The sequence below is a fragment of the Streptomyces chryseus genome (assembly GCF_014650755.1).
Taxonomy (GTDB): Bacteria; Actinomycetota; Actinomycetes; order Streptomycetales; family Streptomycetaceae; genus Streptomyces; species Streptomyces chryseus.
In genome coordinates this window covers 1-14,976 of sequence record NZ_BMVO01000020.1, presented here as the reverse complement: position 1 = coordinate 14,976, position 14,976 = coordinate 1, and the positions used below count along the sequence as shown (strand labels likewise).

Sequence of the window (14,976 nt, the reverse complement as noted above, 5' to 3'; positions counted from 1 at the left end):
GCTAACCGGCGTTCTTCAGTGTCGCCCATCAGGCACAGTGCTCTGTACGGGCCCCCGAGCCCCTACCCCGGAAATTCGTTACCATATACCCATGAGGGGTATACAGCCCCTTTGAGGACAACGGGAGGACGCGATGACGACCACCGAGGCGGCCGGCGCGACGACGAGCGACGCGCCCTCCGGATCCCCCGAAGCCGTGGTGACCGACCACGACCTCGGCGTGCACGGATACCACAAGCAGAAGGACGAGCACCTCAAGCGCCTGCGCCGGATCGAGGGCCAGATCCGCGGCCTGCAGCGACTGGTCGACGAGGACGTCTACTGCATCGACATACTCACCCAGGTCTCGGCGTCGACGAAGGCCCTGCAGTCCTTCGCCCTCCAGCTCCTGGAGGAGCACCTGCGGCACTGCGTGGCGGACGCGGCGGTCAAGGGCGGCGGAGAGATCGACGAGAAGGTCGAAGAGGCCACCAAGGCGATCGCCCGCCTGCTGCGGACCTGATCCATGCGGACCGGTGGTCCGGGGGCCCGACGGCCGCCGGACTACCGCTCCCGCCGCCGCCGGGGCCACTCGGCGCCTTCGGCCGCCGTGGCGGCCACGCCCGCTCCCACCTTCAGCACCTCGTCGATACGGTCCGGGCTGAGCCGTTCCCCGTCGACCGCGGACGCCGCGATCATCAACTCGCCGCACAGCTCGATCTCGGCGAGGGCGACGTGGTCATGGACGGGCGTACTGCTGCCGAGCGGAGCCACGTGCATCACCTCTTCCAGCCGTCGTCGGCTTCCTAGCGTAGGCAGCGCCGCACACACCGCGCATGGCACGGACGGACCATTTCCCCGCCACCCACCCGTGGCGGACAGGGCCTCGCCCTACGCCTGGATCTTCCCGGCGTAGATGTCGCGCGCGGCCGGCAGCCGCACCTCGACGGGCGCCCCGAACGCGTACAGCAGCGTCGTGGAGGCGACGGCGACCGTACGTCCCGCGTTGGCGAAGTCGAACCGGTGGCGGACCTTGCGCAGCCGCCCCTGGTCGTCGAGGTACGCGTCGAACGGGACCGCGTCCTTGGCGAACCCTTTCGCCGCGGCGCTCAGCGCGCCGCGCACGTGCGGCGAGGCGACGCGGGCGGCGCGGGCGATGTCGGTGACCCCGCGATAGTGCCGGACCCCGGTGCCGGCCACATCGGCCCGCCCGACGTACGCCGCTTCCTTCGCTCCGCGCAGCAACTCGGCGGCGACGAGCGGGTCCGTGGCTCCGCCGGTGACCAGGTTCCCGTCGTCCAGCGTGGCCGTGTCGATCCGTACCCATTTGTCGGCGGGCACGCCGGCGCCCCGGTTCTTCATGTAGAGCGCGCCGGGCGCGAGCAGTTCGGTGATCGGCCGGTGCTTGTCCGCGCCGTCGGGGTCGGGTGGCAGCAGCACCTTGAGCTGCCCCATCCGCTTCTTGAAGTCGTACGCCCCTTCGCCCCGGATGGTGACCCGGGTGCCGCCGGTCGCCATGACCATGGACGTGCGGGCCTCGGAGCTGCCCGCGGCGACGAGCCCGTCGGCGGCGCCGCGCACGGTGGCCAGGGGGTCACCGCCCTGCTGGTCCTCGGCGACCGCGCCACCGCCGGAACATCCGGCGCAGGCGATCAGCCCCGCCGCGACGGCCACGGCGGTCGCACCGCCCTTGACCCTGTGCTGCTGCACCACCATCGCCGCCAACCCCCAACGCACTGCCGCCCGGTGTCCGATCCCACCCGACCCGTCTAACGACCCCCCACCGCCACCGGTCACGCCCGCCGGCCGGTGCTCATCCGGTCGGGCGGCCGCCGAACCCGGAGCCCAAGTCCCCCGGTACGGTGGAGGCGTGCTTCAAGAGGCCACACCGGACGCCCCGACCCACCGCACCGGCACCACCGAACGCGGCTCCTTCTGCTTCGCCCACTGCTCCTGCGGCTGGCGCGGCCCGGCCCGTCGCTCCCGTGAAAGGGCCCGCGCGGACGCCGACGCACACGCGACCACGACCTGACCCCACAGCAGTCGCCGCTCCCACCCCGCCGCCCGTGAGCCCCACCCCCTCCGGGCAAAAAACCTCCGCCCCGCAGGAACCCGGACCGCCGCAGAGCCGTCTCGCCCTGCGGGAGGCAACACCATGGAACGGCGCTCACTTCTGACTTCGGCCACGGCCCTCGCGGCCACCGTCGCGGCGGCCGCCTGCACCGGCACCAGCTCCGGCGCGGCGAACAACACCCGTACCGCCCAGGGACGCGGCCCGGGGGCCTCGGCCACCACCGGCCGGACCCCGCCGGCCGGGGCCACACCAACTTGGGCCGCTCTCGAACGCGGTCTCGACGGACCGCTCGTCCGCCCCGAGGACACCGCCTACAAGACGGCCCGCCAGCTCTACAACACCCGCTTCGACAACCTGAAGCCGGCCGCCGTCGCCTACGTGGCCAACGAGGCGGACGTGAAGGAGTGCCTGGCCTTCGCCACAGCGCACCGCGTCCCGGTGTCCATCCGCAACGGCGGCCACTCCTACGCCGGGTGGTCCTCCGGCAACGGCCGTCTCGTCGTCGACGTGTCGAAGCTGGCCAAGGTCACGGCGAGCGGGACCGCGGCGACCACAGGCGCCGGCGCCAAGCTCATCGACGTGTACCAGGGCCTCGCCCGCCAGGCCCGCCGCACCATCCCCGCCGGCTCCTGCCCCACCGTCGGCATCTCCGGCCTGACCCTCGGCGGCGGCCACGGGGTCGTCTCCCGCGCGTACGGCCTGACCTGCGACAGCCTGACCTCCGCCACCATCGTCACCGCCGCCGGCAAACGCCTCCACTGCACGTCCACCGAGAACCCGGACCTCTTCTGGGCCCTGCGCGGCGCCGGGAACGGCAACTTCGGCGTGGTGACGGAGATGACCTTCCGCACCCGCCCGGCCCCCGCCGCCGTCACCGCGTACCTGTCCTGGCCCTGGTCGAAGGCCCAGGCCGTGATCGCCGCCTGGCAGGAGTGGGGCCCGTCCCAGCCGGACGAGATCTGGTCGTCCGCGCACCTCGCCGCCGGCCCCGGCGGCACGACGCCCAACGTCACCGTCTCCGCCTTCTCCCTCGGCACGTACGGCGACCTGCAGAACGCCGTCGACCGGCTCGCCGACAGGATCGGCGCCCCCGCCCGCTCCGTCTCGCTGCGCCGCCGCAGCTACCAGGAGTCGATGCTCGTGTACGCCGGCTGCGCCGGTTTCGACGACGCCCAGTGCCACCTGCCCGGCACCACCCCCGGCCGCACTCCCCGAGGCGCCCTCGGCCGGGAGACATACGCGGCCCGCAGTGACTTCTTCGACCACTCCCTCTCGCCCTCGGGCATACGCGAGCTGCTCGCCCAGACCGAGGCGTTCACCCGTATCCCGGTCTCCCGGGGCGGCGGCGGCAGCATCGCGCTGACCGCGCTCGGCGGCGCGGTCAACCGCGTGGACCCGCTCGCGACGGCGTTCGTCCACCGCCGCTCACGGATGCTCGCCCAGTACATCGGCGCCTGGCGCGCGGGCACGACCGGCACCGCACAGCAGGCCTGGTTGAAAACCGCTCACGGGGCGATGCGCCGGCACGCCTCGGGGGCGGCGTACCAGAACTACACGGACGCGAGCCTCACCAACTGGCGGAAGGCGTACTACGGGGCTGCGGCGGACCGTCTGACGGCCCTGAAGAAGCGTTACGACCCGGACAGGCTCTTCGACTTCCCGCAGGCTCTGTGAGTCAGGCCGCCAGGTCGTTGCGCTCGCTGTCCCCGGCGCGCTGGGCGGGGACCACGGCCGGGCCGCCGAGCCCCGGCCCGGCGCCGGCCGCGCCACGCGCCGCCGACCCCTTCGCCCGTACCAGCCAACCGACCTTCTCCGACCGCGCGATCGCCGCCATGAGCGGTGTCAGGAGCGCCATCGCCACCGGTGCGAGCAGCAGCGCCACGGCCGTGCCGAGGGCGAATCCGCCGATGACGTCGGTCGGGTAGTGCACGCCCATGTAGACGCGGCAGAAGCCCGCCACGACCGCGAGCCCGATCGCCGCGAGCCCGAACTTCCGGTTGGCCACGAAGACCCCGACGGCGATGGCCATCGCCAGTGTCGCGTGGTCGCTGACGAACGAGTAGTCCGTCTTGCCCGCGATGAGGACCTCGAGCCCCTTGTGGTCGTTGAAAGGTCTCGGCCGCTCCACGAACCCACGGATGGGGATGTTGATCAGCAGGGCGATCCCGGCCGCCAGCGGCGCCCAGACGAGCCCGGCCACCGAAGTGACCGCGTCCTCGCGCCGGCGCACGCTCCACCAGCACCAGAGCGCCACCAGGACCATGCCGAACATGGTCCCGTACTCCCCGACCAGCTCCATGACCCGGTCGAACCAGCCCGGCGCGTCCGCCGCCAGCCCGTTGATGTCGTAGAGCAGACTGACGTCGGGGTTCGCCCCATCCAGTGCGAGTCCAGCCATCTGCCGCGGCCCCTTGCCTTGTTGCCTGCTGCGCGGCACGCGTGTCTGCGTGCCACTCCTGCGAACCCCCGTGGTTCATGCGACGCGAAGCCGCGTGGTCGGCGCGACTGTTCACTTCCCCGGACCAGAGAACGCCCGGCCGGGCCCCACCGTTCCACTCTCCACCGAATGATCACGATCACGTTATCGAAGAGAGATACGTCGTCGCAGCTCAGAGGGTGGCGATAACGGAGAGTTCAAGCCATGTCACGCGTCGCCGCGCCCCTTCGGCAAGTCCGTCGGAAGCGCTTTCGCGCCGTCTTCGGTCACCCGGGTCGCACCAAAGTAGTCCGGCGTATCGATCTTGTCGAAGCGGATGACGGCTCCGGTGTACGGGGCGTTGATCATGTAACCGCCGCCGACGTACAGCCCGACGTGCCGGATGGCGCGCGAGTCGGTGAGGTCGTCCGAGAAGAACACCAGGTCCCCGGGCAGCAACTCGTCCCGCGAGGGGTGCGGCCCCGCGTTGTACTGATCGTTGGCCACCCGAGGCAGCTCGATCCCGACGGTCCGGTACGCCGCCTGCGTCAGCCCCGAGCAGTCGAAACGCCCGCCCTGCTCCGGCGTGCCGTTGCCGCCCCACAGGTACTTCGTCCCGAGCTTCTTCTGCGCGAAGTAGATGGCGCCGGCGGCCTGCCGCGACGGCTCGACCCGCCCCACGGGACGCGCGAAACTCTGCTCCAGACTGGTGATGATCTTCACGTAGTTCTGCGTCTCGCGGTACGGCGGGACGCCCCCGTACTTGATGACGGCGTACGCACCCGCGTTGTACGCGGCGAGCATGTTCTCGGTCTGATCCCCCGGCACCTTCTTGACGTATCCGGCCAATTCACAGTCGTACGCCGCCGCCGACGGAATCGCGTCGGCCGGATCCCAGATGTCCCGGTCGCCGTCCTTGTCCCCGTCGACCCCGTGGGACGCCCACGTCCCCGGAATGAACTGGGCGATGCCCCGCGCGTTGGCCGGGCTCTGCGCCCTCGGGTTCCAGCCGCTCTCCTGGTACAACTGCGCGGCGAGCAGCGCGGGGTTGATGGCCGGGCAGAGATTGCCCCACTTCTGCACGAGCGGCTGGTACAGCGCGGGCACGGCGCCCTTGGCCAGCCCGACGGCCCGCCCGCCGCCCGCGCCCCCGGCCAGCCCCGCGGCTGCGGAGAAGGTACCGACGACGAGCAGCGCGACGAAGCTCAGGCACAGCCCGATTCCGACACCGGTGGCCACCCAGACTTTGCGCACTCCTCAACCCTCCCCCATCGGAGACGGGTTCACAGCGGTTTTCGCTCGCGCGTCCGGTTCGGACGTCCGCCCGGATCAGAGCGCGCGCAGAGCCGCCCAGGTCTGCGGCCCGACGATGCCGTCCACACGAAGGCCCTTCACGTCCTGGAAGTGGACGACCCAGCTCTCCGTACGGGCCCCGAAGATGCCGTCGACGGCGAGCGGCTGCCCGCCGGACCAGTAGGTGATGAGGCACTGCACCTCCCGCACCGCCGCGACGGCGGAGACGGCGACGGGCGAGACCGCCGGCTCGGCGGAGTACGCGGCGACGGGCGAGACGGACAGGACGACCGCGCCGAGCGCGGCGGCCGACGCGAGGGCGACCCGGTGGCGTACCAGCATGAGGAACTCCCCTTTTCCAAGGCCGAGGAACGCGGCTGAGAACCGGAGATGTTCGTGTCCACCGAATGTCCGACTATGCGCATATGCCAGGAGAGCAACCCATGTGGGTGACCCGCTGCCAGGACCGGGGCCGCACCGCCCGGAAGCAACCGCACCCCCACCCCGCCACGTCCGACCAAAGGTGCATAACGCCAGTCATTGCCCGCAGTCACCCCTCGTGATACACAGAGTGACCATACGCGTTTTCGCATACAACCGGTCGGCACCGCAGGTCAGCGCGGTCCGACCGGTCATCCCTGCGGAGGTCGGGAAAAGACAGCCACCAAGTCGACATACCAGTGCGGTTCATCAGCGAAGATAGAGCGTGACCCCTGCCGTGCGGCGGGGGCGACGAACTACCCGACAGGGGCGGTGACTTACATGAACCTGGCAGCCGAAAAGGGCGACATCACCACCATCATCGGTGGAATCGCCCCGAACTGGGGTCCGTTCGGGACCCTGGGGAACGAAGCCCGCATCATGATCGAGGTCGTGATGGCTGTCGCCATCCTCCTCTGCCTCGGAATCGCCATCTGGGGAGCAGCAAAGCAGCGGATCGGCGCGACGGCCCTCAGGGACACGTTCAGCGCGGAACAGGGCAAGGGGCTGATCGTCGCCGGCCTCACGGGCGTCTTCATCATCGGCTCGCTCGGCACGCTCTTCACCATCGTGTACGGGATGGCTGTCTAACCCACCTCCAGCCAGCACCGGGTGCTCCCGGCCCGCACACCCACCCCACCCGTCCGTCGTGCCCATTGGCTGAGGTTGCGTCTCCCTGATGTCGAGTCACCACACCGCGCCCGCGCGGGAACCAGCACGGCTACCGTCGTACTACGCGGCACTGCATACGGTTGAGGGGGCGCACGGGCATGAGTCTCGGTGACGAGCACGGCTACGGCGGCGACAGCGGTCGTCCGGACCGTGTCGGCGGCTCCGGTCAGACCCGCACCCGCCTGCCCGAAGGCGGCGGGAGCGAGGTCTACGGCGGCGCGCGCCGTCCCGTACGGACCTCGCGTTCCCTCATCACCGTGGTGGGCGTGGTGGTGCTGCTGATCGCCGCCATCGCCTTCGCGAACCGGGGCGGCGGCGAAAGCCTCTCGGACGACGAGCCGAAGCGGGGCGGCGCGGCGGAGGCGACGGCAGCCACCGGCGTGAAGCCGGTGGACGGCAAGAACGGGATGATCCCTTCCGGTTTCGCGCAGAGCGAGCAGGGCGCCGAGAGCGCAGCAGCGAACTACGCCGTGGCACTCGGCTCCGCCGCAATGTTCGACAAGGCCAAGCGCGACAGCACTCTGGATGCCGTCATCGCGCCTTCCGCGGTGAACGAGTTCCGCAGCACCCTGGATGAGGCTTACTCGGCCAGTTTCTTCAAGAACGTAGGTCTGAAGGCGGACGGCTCAACGCCCGACGGCTTCACGTTCATCTCGCGCACGACGCCGATTGGGACCAAGGTCACGAAGTTCTCCGTCGACAGAGCCACCGCAGAGGTCTGGTGCACTGGCCTGATCGGCCTGGCAGGCGAAGGGTCCACCAAGCCAGTCACTGACAGCTGGTTCACCATCACCATGGAGCTGCAGTGGATCAGTAACGACTGGAAGGCCGTCTCGCACTCCCAGCAAGATGGCCCCGCCCCCGTCGGTGGAGACACCAGGGCATCGAGTGCCGAAGAGATCGCAGAAGCGGTCAATGGGTACGGAGGGTTCACCTATGCCCGGTAGTTCACGTCGTCGAGCCCTGTCCCTCGCTGCGTTGTTGGCTGTTCCGCTGTCGGTCCTGCTCCCAGCCAATCGGGCGTTTGCCGCTCCGACGCCGCCTCCGGACCCCGACAAGAGCAATGATCCCTGCGACCTGATCCACGGCCCGGCCAAGGACTACTGCGAAGGAGGCGAAGGCGGCGGCTCCCGCCTCCGCGCCCCCACCGACCCCGCCGAGACCCTCGACCCCCTCTCCTCCCTCGCCAAGGGCTGCGCCGATGCCGCCGCCTGGATCGTGGGCAAGCTGAGCGACGCCGTGAAGTCGACCGCCACCGTCGACTTCACCAACCCCAGGTTCCTCCAGCAGTACGCCATCGTCTTCGCCGCCTCGGCCATCCTCACCCTCGTCCTCTGGCTGCTCGCCGTCGCCAAGCGCGCCATCCGCGGCGTACCGCTCGCGACCGCGCTGTCCGAGGCCATCGGGTTCCTCTGGCTCACCGTCCTCGCGTCCGCCTTCACGCCCCTGATCCTCTACACGATCGTCTCCGCCACCGACGGCATCACCGAGGTCATCGCCGCCGGGACCGGCGGGCAGACCGACGTGTTCTTCGGCTCGTTCGCCGAGGCGCTCAAGAAGGGCGACGACATCGGCGGCGGTCCGATCATGCTGATCGTCGTGTCCCTCGTGACGATTCTCGCCGCCGGGATCCTCTTCCTGGAGCTGTTCATCCGCGCCCTGCTGCTCTACGTCGGCGCGCTCCTCGGCGTCGTCGTCTACGCGGGGCTCGTCGACAAGAACATGTGGGGCCACGTCCGCCGCTGGGCCGGCATCATGATCGCGATCATCATGGTGAAGCCCGTCATCGTGATCGTCCTCGGCCTCGCCGGGGCGCTCTCCGCCGACGACGGGCCGAACGCCTTCTCCGCCGTCGTCTCCGGCCTCGCCATCATCCTGTTGGCGATCTTCGCCTCCGGCATGATCTACCGCTTCGTCCCCGGCTTCGGCGACGAGATCGCCTCAGCCCGCAGCAACCGCAACAAGGCCACCGACGGCGCCCAGGCGGCCGCCGTCATCAGTTCCCCCGCCGCCCTCGTCTCGCAGGGCATCAAGGCCCACAGCAGCCGCGGCGGAGGCGGAGGCGACCGCGGGGGCAACAGCTCCCCGCCCCGCCAGGCCAACCCCGTCACCGGCGGCGTGGCCGCCCACAGCGCCCGCGGCTCGTCCGGCGGCCCCGGCGCGGGAGCGACCGGAGGCGGAGGCGGCGGGGTCGGAGGCGGAGCCGGCACCATCCCCTCCGCCGCCCCCTCACCCCGTAGCAACAGCACCCACACGAACCGCGGTACCGGAAACACGGGCACCGGCAACAACAGCACAGGAGGTGCAGGGCGTTGACGACGCAGTCCCCACCGATCACGCCGCGCCGCACGTATCTCATCGGCCGCGCCCGGCCGAACGCGATCGTCGGCAAGAACCGCGAGACCGGCGAGATCGCGCTGATCATCGCCGGCGCGTTCCTCGGCATGATGAGCGGGCTGCTGGTCCCCGTCCTGTCCCTGCGGATCGTGCTGCTCATGGGCTTCCCGATGGTGGCCCTGATGGCGGTGTACGTCCCGTACAAGCACCGCACCTTCTACAAATGGTTCGAGATCAACCGCAGTTACAAGCGCACCCTGCGCAACGGCACGACGTACCGCAGCGGCGCCATGGAAGCCGGTGTGCGCGGCGACGGCCGTGAGGTCGAGGTCGGCCCGCCGCCCGGCATCGGCCGCATCAACTGGCTCGCCGCCCCCTTCGGCCCCGACGAGATCGCCGTACTCCTCCACGCCGACCGCCGGACAGTCACCGCGGCCATCGAGATCGAGGGCCCGGGCGTCGGTCTGCGCGACAGCGAGGACCAGGAAGCCCTGGTGGACCGTTTCGGCACGCTGCTCAAGCACGTCGCCAACGGCGACGGCTTCGTGACCCGCCTCCAGATGCTCGCCCGCACCCTGCCCGCCGACCCCGACGCCCACGCCAAGGACGTCGCCCAGCGCGGCGACGGTCACGCCCCCGGCTGGCTGAAGGACTCGTACGACCAGCTCCAGTCCATGGTCTCGACGTCCAGCGAGCAGCACCGCGCTTACCTCGTCGCCTGCATGCACTATTCCCGCGAGCTCGCCGCCGAGGCCAACGCCATGGCCCGCGCCGCCCGCCCGCACGGCGGCCGCAGGCTCGACCGCGACTCCGGCCTCGCCGTCGTCATGGCGCGCGAGCTCACCGACATCTGCGCGCGGCTCGCGGAGGCCGACATCCGGGTACGCCAGCCCCTCGGCCAGGGCCGCCTCGCGTCCCTCGTGCACTCGATGTACGACCCCGACCACCCCATCGACCACATCCAGGCCATGACGAAGCGCAACGCCTGGCCGGCCGAGCTGGACGCCATGGAGGCGACGTACCTCCAGGCCAAGACGCGCGAGTCGTCCACCCGCGCGCCCTGGTGCCACGCCACCGCCTGGGTGAAGGAGTGGCCGATGACGCCGGTCGGCGTCAACTTCCTCGCCCCGCTGCTCGTCCACACCCCCGACGTGATCCGTACGGTCGCCGTCACCATGGACCTCGAACCCACCGAGATCGCCATCGAGCGGATGCTGACGGAGAAGACCAACGACGAGGCGGAAGCCAGCCGTCAGGCCAAGATGAACCGCACCGTCGACCCCCGCGACATCGCCGCGCACGGCCGGCTCGACCAGCGGGGTGAAGATCTCGCGAGCGGCGCGGCCGGGGTCAACCTGGTCGGGTACATCACTGTGTCGTCGCGTTCACCCGAGGCCCTGGCCCGCGACAAGCGGACCATCCGGGCCTCGGCAGGCAAGTCGTATCTGAAGCTGGAGTGGTGCGACCGCGAGCACCACCGGGCGTTCGTCAACACCCTGCCGTTCGCCACCGGTATCCGTCGTTAGCCGAGAGGGCAGACCCGCCATGCGAGATCCGCTGTCCGCCGTCACGGATGCCTTCACCAGCTTCCTCTTCGGAAAGATCGAGACGACCAGACTTCCTGTCCGTACGTCCACGGGCCAGGCCCAGGCCGTCTACCTGCCGACCGCGGCGCCGGGCCTCGGAGACTCGGGCGTGATCATCGGCCGCGAGGTCTACAGCGGCAAGGGGTACATCTACGACCCCTTCCAGCTGTACGGACAGCAGCTCCCCGCACCGCACTGGCTGGTCCTCGGCGAGTCCGGCAACGGCAAGTCGGCGCTGGAGAAGACGTACGTACTGCGTCAGCTGCGCTTCAAGGACCGGCAGGTCGTCGTCCTCGACGCGCAGGGCGAGGACGGAGTCGGCGAGTGGAACCTGATCGCGCAGGAGCTGGGGATAACTCCCATCCGGCTCGACCCGACGGCGGCCCTCAACGACGGCATCCGCCTCAACCCCCTCGACCCGTCGATCACGACCACGGGACAGCTAGCGCTGCTCCGCACGATCATCGAGGTCGCGATGGGGCACGGTCTCGACGAGCGGTCCGGCTTCGCGCTCAAGGTCGCCCACGCGTACGTGAACGAGACGATCGTCGACCGGCAGCCGGTCCTGACAGACATCGTCGAGCAACTGCGCCACCCGGAGCCGGAATCGGCCGAGGCGATGAACGTCGACCTGGACGACGTACGGGCCTGGGGCCTGGACGTCGCCCTCGTCCTGGACCGCCTCGTCGACGGTGACCTGCGCGGCATGTTCGACGGCCCGACGACGGTCGGCATCGACCTCGACGCCCCACTCATCGTCTTCGACCTCTCCCACATCGACCGCAACTCGATCGCCATGCCGATCCTCATGGCGATCGTCGGTGTATGGCTGGAACACACCTGGATCCGGCCGGACCGCAAGAAGCGCATCTTCCTGGTGGAGGAGGCGTGGCACATCATCAACTCCCCCTTCGTGGCACAGCTCTTCCAGCGCCTGCTGAAGTTCGGCCGCCGCCTGGGCCTGTCCTTCGTGGCGGTCGTCCACCATCTCTCCGACGTGGTGGACGGGGCGGCGGCGAGAGAGGCGGCGGCGATCCTCAAGATGGCCTCGACCCGCACGATCTACGCCCAGAAGGCGGACGAGGCACGGGCGACCGGGCGGGTGCTCGGCCTTCCGCGCTGGGCGGTCGAGATCATCCCGACGCTGACACCGGGCATCGCCGTATGGGACGTGAACGGCAACGTCCAGGTCGTCAAGCACCTGATCACCGAGGCGGAACGGCCCCTCGTCTTCACGGACCGCGCGATGACGCAGACCTCGGCGGAGATGATCTCGGACGACCTGCGAGCCGCGGAGTGGGAGGCGGAGCAGAGGGCGGCGCTCATCGAGCAACAGATGAACGAGTCCTCGTCCTCGGAATCGACGGTCGCCTGACATGGGACAGCACCACCACGGGCAGGGCCACCAGCGGCAGGGGGAGCGCGGCATCCCCGACTCCCTGCTGGTCGGCCTGCTGGCGTTCCTGCTCGGCCTGACGATCCTGGCGTGGCTGGCGACGGGCTTGGCGGGCCTGTTCGCCCACGGCGCGTGGCCGGACGGCGTCACCTTCGCCCGTACGCCGCTGGCCCTGCGCCGCCTGATGGGCGCGCCGCAAGACATCCCGGCGGCGTGGCCGGACACGCCACCGGACCAGCTGTCGGGGTACGGGCTGTTCTGGGGCCTGCTCATCGGCGAGCTGATGGTCCTCGTCGTGCTGACGATCTTCGTACTGGGCGTGCTGGCCCGCCTGAGGGCACAGCGCGAGACGGCGAGGGCGGCGGCCGGTGCGGCCGAGCCGTCGAAGGCATCCCCCGGGCACCCGGCCGCACCCGACGGCCTGCGACCTCGCGGGCCCTCCACCCACGACCGCCCGCACGGCCACCCGCACGGGGGCGCCGTCCCGGGCCACGAATCCGCAGGGCTCCACCCGGCGGCGGGGTACGGCCCCGGGGGCGGTCCGCACCCCGGAGCGGGTGCCGCCGCGTACGGCCCCGGCGGGCCCCACCCCGCAGCGGGCAGCGCAGGCTACGCCCCCGGCGGCCTCACCCACACGGGGGCGGACGCCGGCCACGGACCGGCCGGCCTACCGCACCCGGACGCCGGCGCCGGGGCCGGCCCAGGCCCAGCGCCGGTCCCAGGAGCCCCCGCCACGCCCGGCGGCCCGGGCCTCGCCCCCGACGCGGGCTGCAGTACCGGAGCCCGGGGCACCGCCGGCCACGCCCCGCATCCCACCTACGCCCAGCACCCCACCGGCCCCACGCCCCACATGGCCGCAGGCACGGCTGCCTCCGCCACCGGCCCCACCGGCGTCGCGGCACTCCCCACCAGCCCCACCGGCGTCACAGCACCCCCCACGGACCCCACCGGCGCAGCACCTTCCACCGGCACCCAAGGCCCAACCGCAGCCCACGGCCCGTACAGCCACCCGGGGACGGACCCGAGCCATCAGCAGGCCGCCACCCTCGCTCCCCCGCCGGGGACCCCAGCCGTCGCCGGACAGCTCCTGGCACCCGACGGCCGGAACACCGGCGCCGTCCCCTCCCCGCGCGCCCCCCGCCTCCTCTACGGCGGCCCCGAGGCGCGTCGGCCCACGGCCGTGCAGGCCGTCCTCGACGCCGAAGGGGCCGCGCTCGTCGTCACCTCCGATCCCGCCGTCTGGGCCGAGACCAAGGACGCGCGGGCCAAGCTCGGCCCCGTCCTCGTGTACGACCCCGGCCACCTCTGCGACACCCCCGCCCGTCTCCACTGGTCCCCCACCACCGGCTGCGAGCGCGCCGACATCGCCGCCGCCCGCGCCGTGGCGCTGCTGGCGCCCATACGGCCCCAGGCGCGGCTCGACGCCGCGATGGCCGACACCGCGGAGACGCTCCTGAGCAGCTGGCTGCACGCCGCGGCCGTCGACGGGCGCCCCTTCCGCCAGGTGCACCGCTGGGCGCAGGGCCACAGTGCGCACGAGCCGGTACGTATCCTCCGCACGCACCCGAAGGCGTCGAGCGGGGCCGCCGGCCTCCTGGAGTCCGCACTGACGGCGTACCCGGAACGCCGGGAGATCGCGCAGGAGTTGACGGTGCGGGCGCTCGCCGCACTGTCCTCCGTCCACATTCGCGAAGCCTGCACACCCAATCGAACCGATTCGGTCACGTTGGAATCATTTGCGGGCGAGGGGGGCACTCTTTATGTGGTGGGTGAAGCAATCGAGGACCCCAAGTCACGTCCCGGAGCGATGCCTCTGCTCACCGCACTCACCTCAAGCGTGGTCGAGCACGGCCGCCGCATGGCCGCACGGTCAACCGACGGTCGGCTCGACCCACCAATGACGTTCGTCCTGGACGACGTCGCGGCCGTGGCTCCGCTTCCCCAGCTTCCCGAGCTGCTGTCGACCGGTCAGGACCAGGGCCTGCCGACCCTGGTCCTGCTCCGGTCCCAGGAGCAGGGCAGGGCCCGCTGGCCGGACCACACCCTGACGCCCGGTTAGGCCGCGTTCCCCGGGGAGTCCGGCGCCCGCTCGACGACCATCTCGTACTCCTTCGCCGACGCGTCCCCCGGCATGGGCACGACCTGCCCGCTCCGGACAAACCCGGCCTTGCCGTACAGCGCCTGGGCCCGCCCGTTGCGCTCGTGCACGTAGAGCCGCACCCGCTCGACCCGGGGCTCCGTCAGCCCCCACGACCACTCCAGCGCGGCACGGAACAACGCCTGCGCCACGCCGGTCCCCCGCGCCTCGGGCCGCACGTAGACGCCCACCAGATGCACTTGGTCGACCGCCGGCGCACCGCCGAAAACCTCGTCGGACCCCGCCCGTTCGACAAGCGCGCTGACCGACCCGACCCACCGCCCGTCTCCCGACTCCGCGACGAACTGCCGCACGCCCACACCCTCGGCGGCCGTGCCCGTACGCTCCGCCCAGAAGGACTCCGGCTGCGCCGCCGCCTTCTCGTACGTCTCCAGAAACGCGAGGGAAGCCAGCGGATCCCGCAGCGCGGCGAGCCGCAGCTCCCTCACCCTGGCCCACTCACCCGCACGCACGGGCCGAATCACACAGTCCATGCAGCGATACTCACCCGGCCCGCCCCCCGAGCCAAACGATTTCAGCACCGCCGTCGGCCCGGGAACGCAGAAAAGCCCCGCACCATAAGGTGCGGGGCTTTCCCACAATGAT

General features: G+C 71.1%; 14 protein-coding genes and 1 pseudogene. 9 read left to right on the top strand and 6 right to left on the bottom strand.

Annotated elements, in window-relative coordinates; all coding sequences use genetic code 11:
* Positions 1-133 precede the first annotated feature (133 nt).
* Positions 134-502, top strand: coding sequence for a metal-sensitive transcriptional regulator (locus tag IE185_RS24545; RefSeq protein ID WP_138897832.1), 369 nt, complete (start codon positions 134-136; stop codon positions 500-502).
* A 41-nt stretch (positions 503-543) separates the two neighbouring features.
* Here the strand turns inward: IE185_RS24545 and IE185_RS24540 are convergent, their stop codons facing one another.
* Together IE185_RS24540 and IE185_RS24535 are read right to left on the bottom strand one after the other, a co-directional pair.
* Positions 544-759, bottom strand: coding sequence for a hypothetical protein (locus IE185_RS24540; protein WP_138897833.1), 216 nt, complete (start codon positions 757-759; stop codon positions 544-546).
* 111 nt (positions 760-870) lie between these two features.
* The gene (locus IE185_RS24535) at positions 871-1,695 is read right to left on the bottom strand and encodes an SCO4651 family lipoprotein (RefSeq protein WP_138897834.1); all 825 of its coding nucleotides are present in this window, start codon (positions 1,693-1,695) and stop codon (positions 871-873) included.
* 154 nt (positions 1,696-1,849) lie between these two features.
* Between IE185_RS24535 and IE185_RS24530 the strand changes: the two genes are divergently transcribed.
* The gene (locus IE185_RS24530; protein WP_189716024.1) at positions 1,850-2,011 is read left to right on the top strand and encodes a hypothetical protein; all 162 of its coding nucleotides are present in this window, start codon (positions 1,850-1,852) and stop codon (positions 2,009-2,011) included.
* A gap of 123 nt (positions 2,012-2,134) precedes the next feature.
* Positions 2,135-3,727: an FAD-binding oxidoreductase gene (locus IE185_RS24525; RefSeq protein WP_189716022.1), complete on the top strand. Its 1,593-nt coding sequence runs from the start codon at positions 2,135-2,137 to the stop codon at positions 3,725-3,727.
* Position 3,728: 1 nt separating this feature from the next.
* Here IE185_RS24525 and IE185_RS24520 read toward each other — a convergent pair whose 3' ends face one another.
* The 3 genes from IE185_RS24520 to IE185_RS24510 form a co-directional block, all read right to left on the bottom strand.
* Complete coding sequence (locus IE185_RS24520; RefSeq protein WP_138899119.1) at positions 3,729-4,451, bottom strand: phosphatase PAP2 family protein; 723 nt, start codon at positions 4,449-4,451, stop codon at positions 3,729-3,731.
* 246 nt (positions 4,452-4,697) lie between these two features.
* Positions 4,698-5,723 (bottom strand): C40 family peptidase, encoded by a 1,026-nt coding sequence (locus IE185_RS24515; RefSeq protein ID WP_229843676.1) that lies wholly within the window; start codon positions 5,721-5,723, stop codon positions 4,698-4,700.
* 75 nt (positions 5,724-5,798) lie between these two features.
* On the bottom strand, positions 5,799-6,104 hold the full coding sequence (locus IE185_RS24510; RefSeq protein ID WP_138899618.1) for a peptidoglycan-binding domain-containing protein: 306 nt from the start codon (positions 6,102-6,104) through the stop codon (positions 5,799-5,801).
* Positions 6,105-6,524: 420 nt separating this feature from the next.
* Here IE185_RS24510 and IE185_RS24505 point away from each other — a divergent pair, with 420 nt between their 5' ends.
* The 6 genes and pseudogenes from IE185_RS24505 to IE185_RS34035 form a co-directional block, all read left to right on the top strand.
* Positions 6,525-6,833 carry a DUF8827 family protein gene (locus IE185_RS24505; RefSeq protein ID WP_138899619.1) on the top strand — a complete coding sequence of 103 codons (309 nt, stop codon included), beginning with the start codon at positions 6,525-6,527 and terminating at the stop codon, positions 6,831-6,833.
* Positions 6,834-7,012: 179 nt separating this feature from the next.
* A complete protein-coding gene (locus IE185_RS24500) occupies positions 7,013-7,861 on the top strand; it encodes a hypothetical protein (protein WP_138899616.1) in 849 nt (282 codons plus the stop codon).
* Entirely contained in the window at positions 7,851-9,230 is a 1,380-nt protein-coding gene (locus IE185_RS24495; protein WP_189716020.1) for a hypothetical protein, read from the top strand. Before IE185_RS24500 ends, IE185_RS24495 begins: the two co-directional genes overlap by 11 nt.
* Complete coding sequence (locus IE185_RS24490) at positions 9,227-10,777, top strand: SCO6880 family protein (RefSeq protein ID WP_138898818.1); 1,551 nt, start codon at positions 9,227-9,229, stop codon at positions 10,775-10,777. Before IE185_RS24495 ends, IE185_RS24490 begins: the two co-directional genes overlap by 4 nt.
* Before the next feature lie 19 nt (positions 10,778-10,796).
* Positions 10,797-12,212 carry an ATP-binding protein gene (locus tag IE185_RS24485; RefSeq protein WP_138898817.1) on the top strand — a complete coding sequence of 472 codons (1,416 nt, stop codon included), beginning with the start codon at positions 10,797-10,799 and terminating at the stop codon, positions 12,210-12,212.
* Positions 12,213-13,167: 955 nt separating this feature from the next.
* Positions 13,168-14,292 (top strand): annotated as a pseudogene (locus tag IE185_RS34035) (type IV secretory system conjugative DNA transfer family protein); the annotation flags it as partial.
* On the opposite strand, the gene IE185_RS24470 reads toward IE185_RS34035, so the two are convergent.
* Positions 14,289-14,864, bottom strand: coding sequence for a GNAT family N-acetyltransferase (locus tag IE185_RS24470; RefSeq protein WP_138899541.1), 576 nt, complete (start codon positions 14,862-14,864; stop codon positions 14,289-14,291). The pseudogene IE185_RS34035 and the gene IE185_RS24470 overlap by 4 nt on opposite strands.
* Positions 14,865-14,976 lie beyond the last annotated feature (112 nt).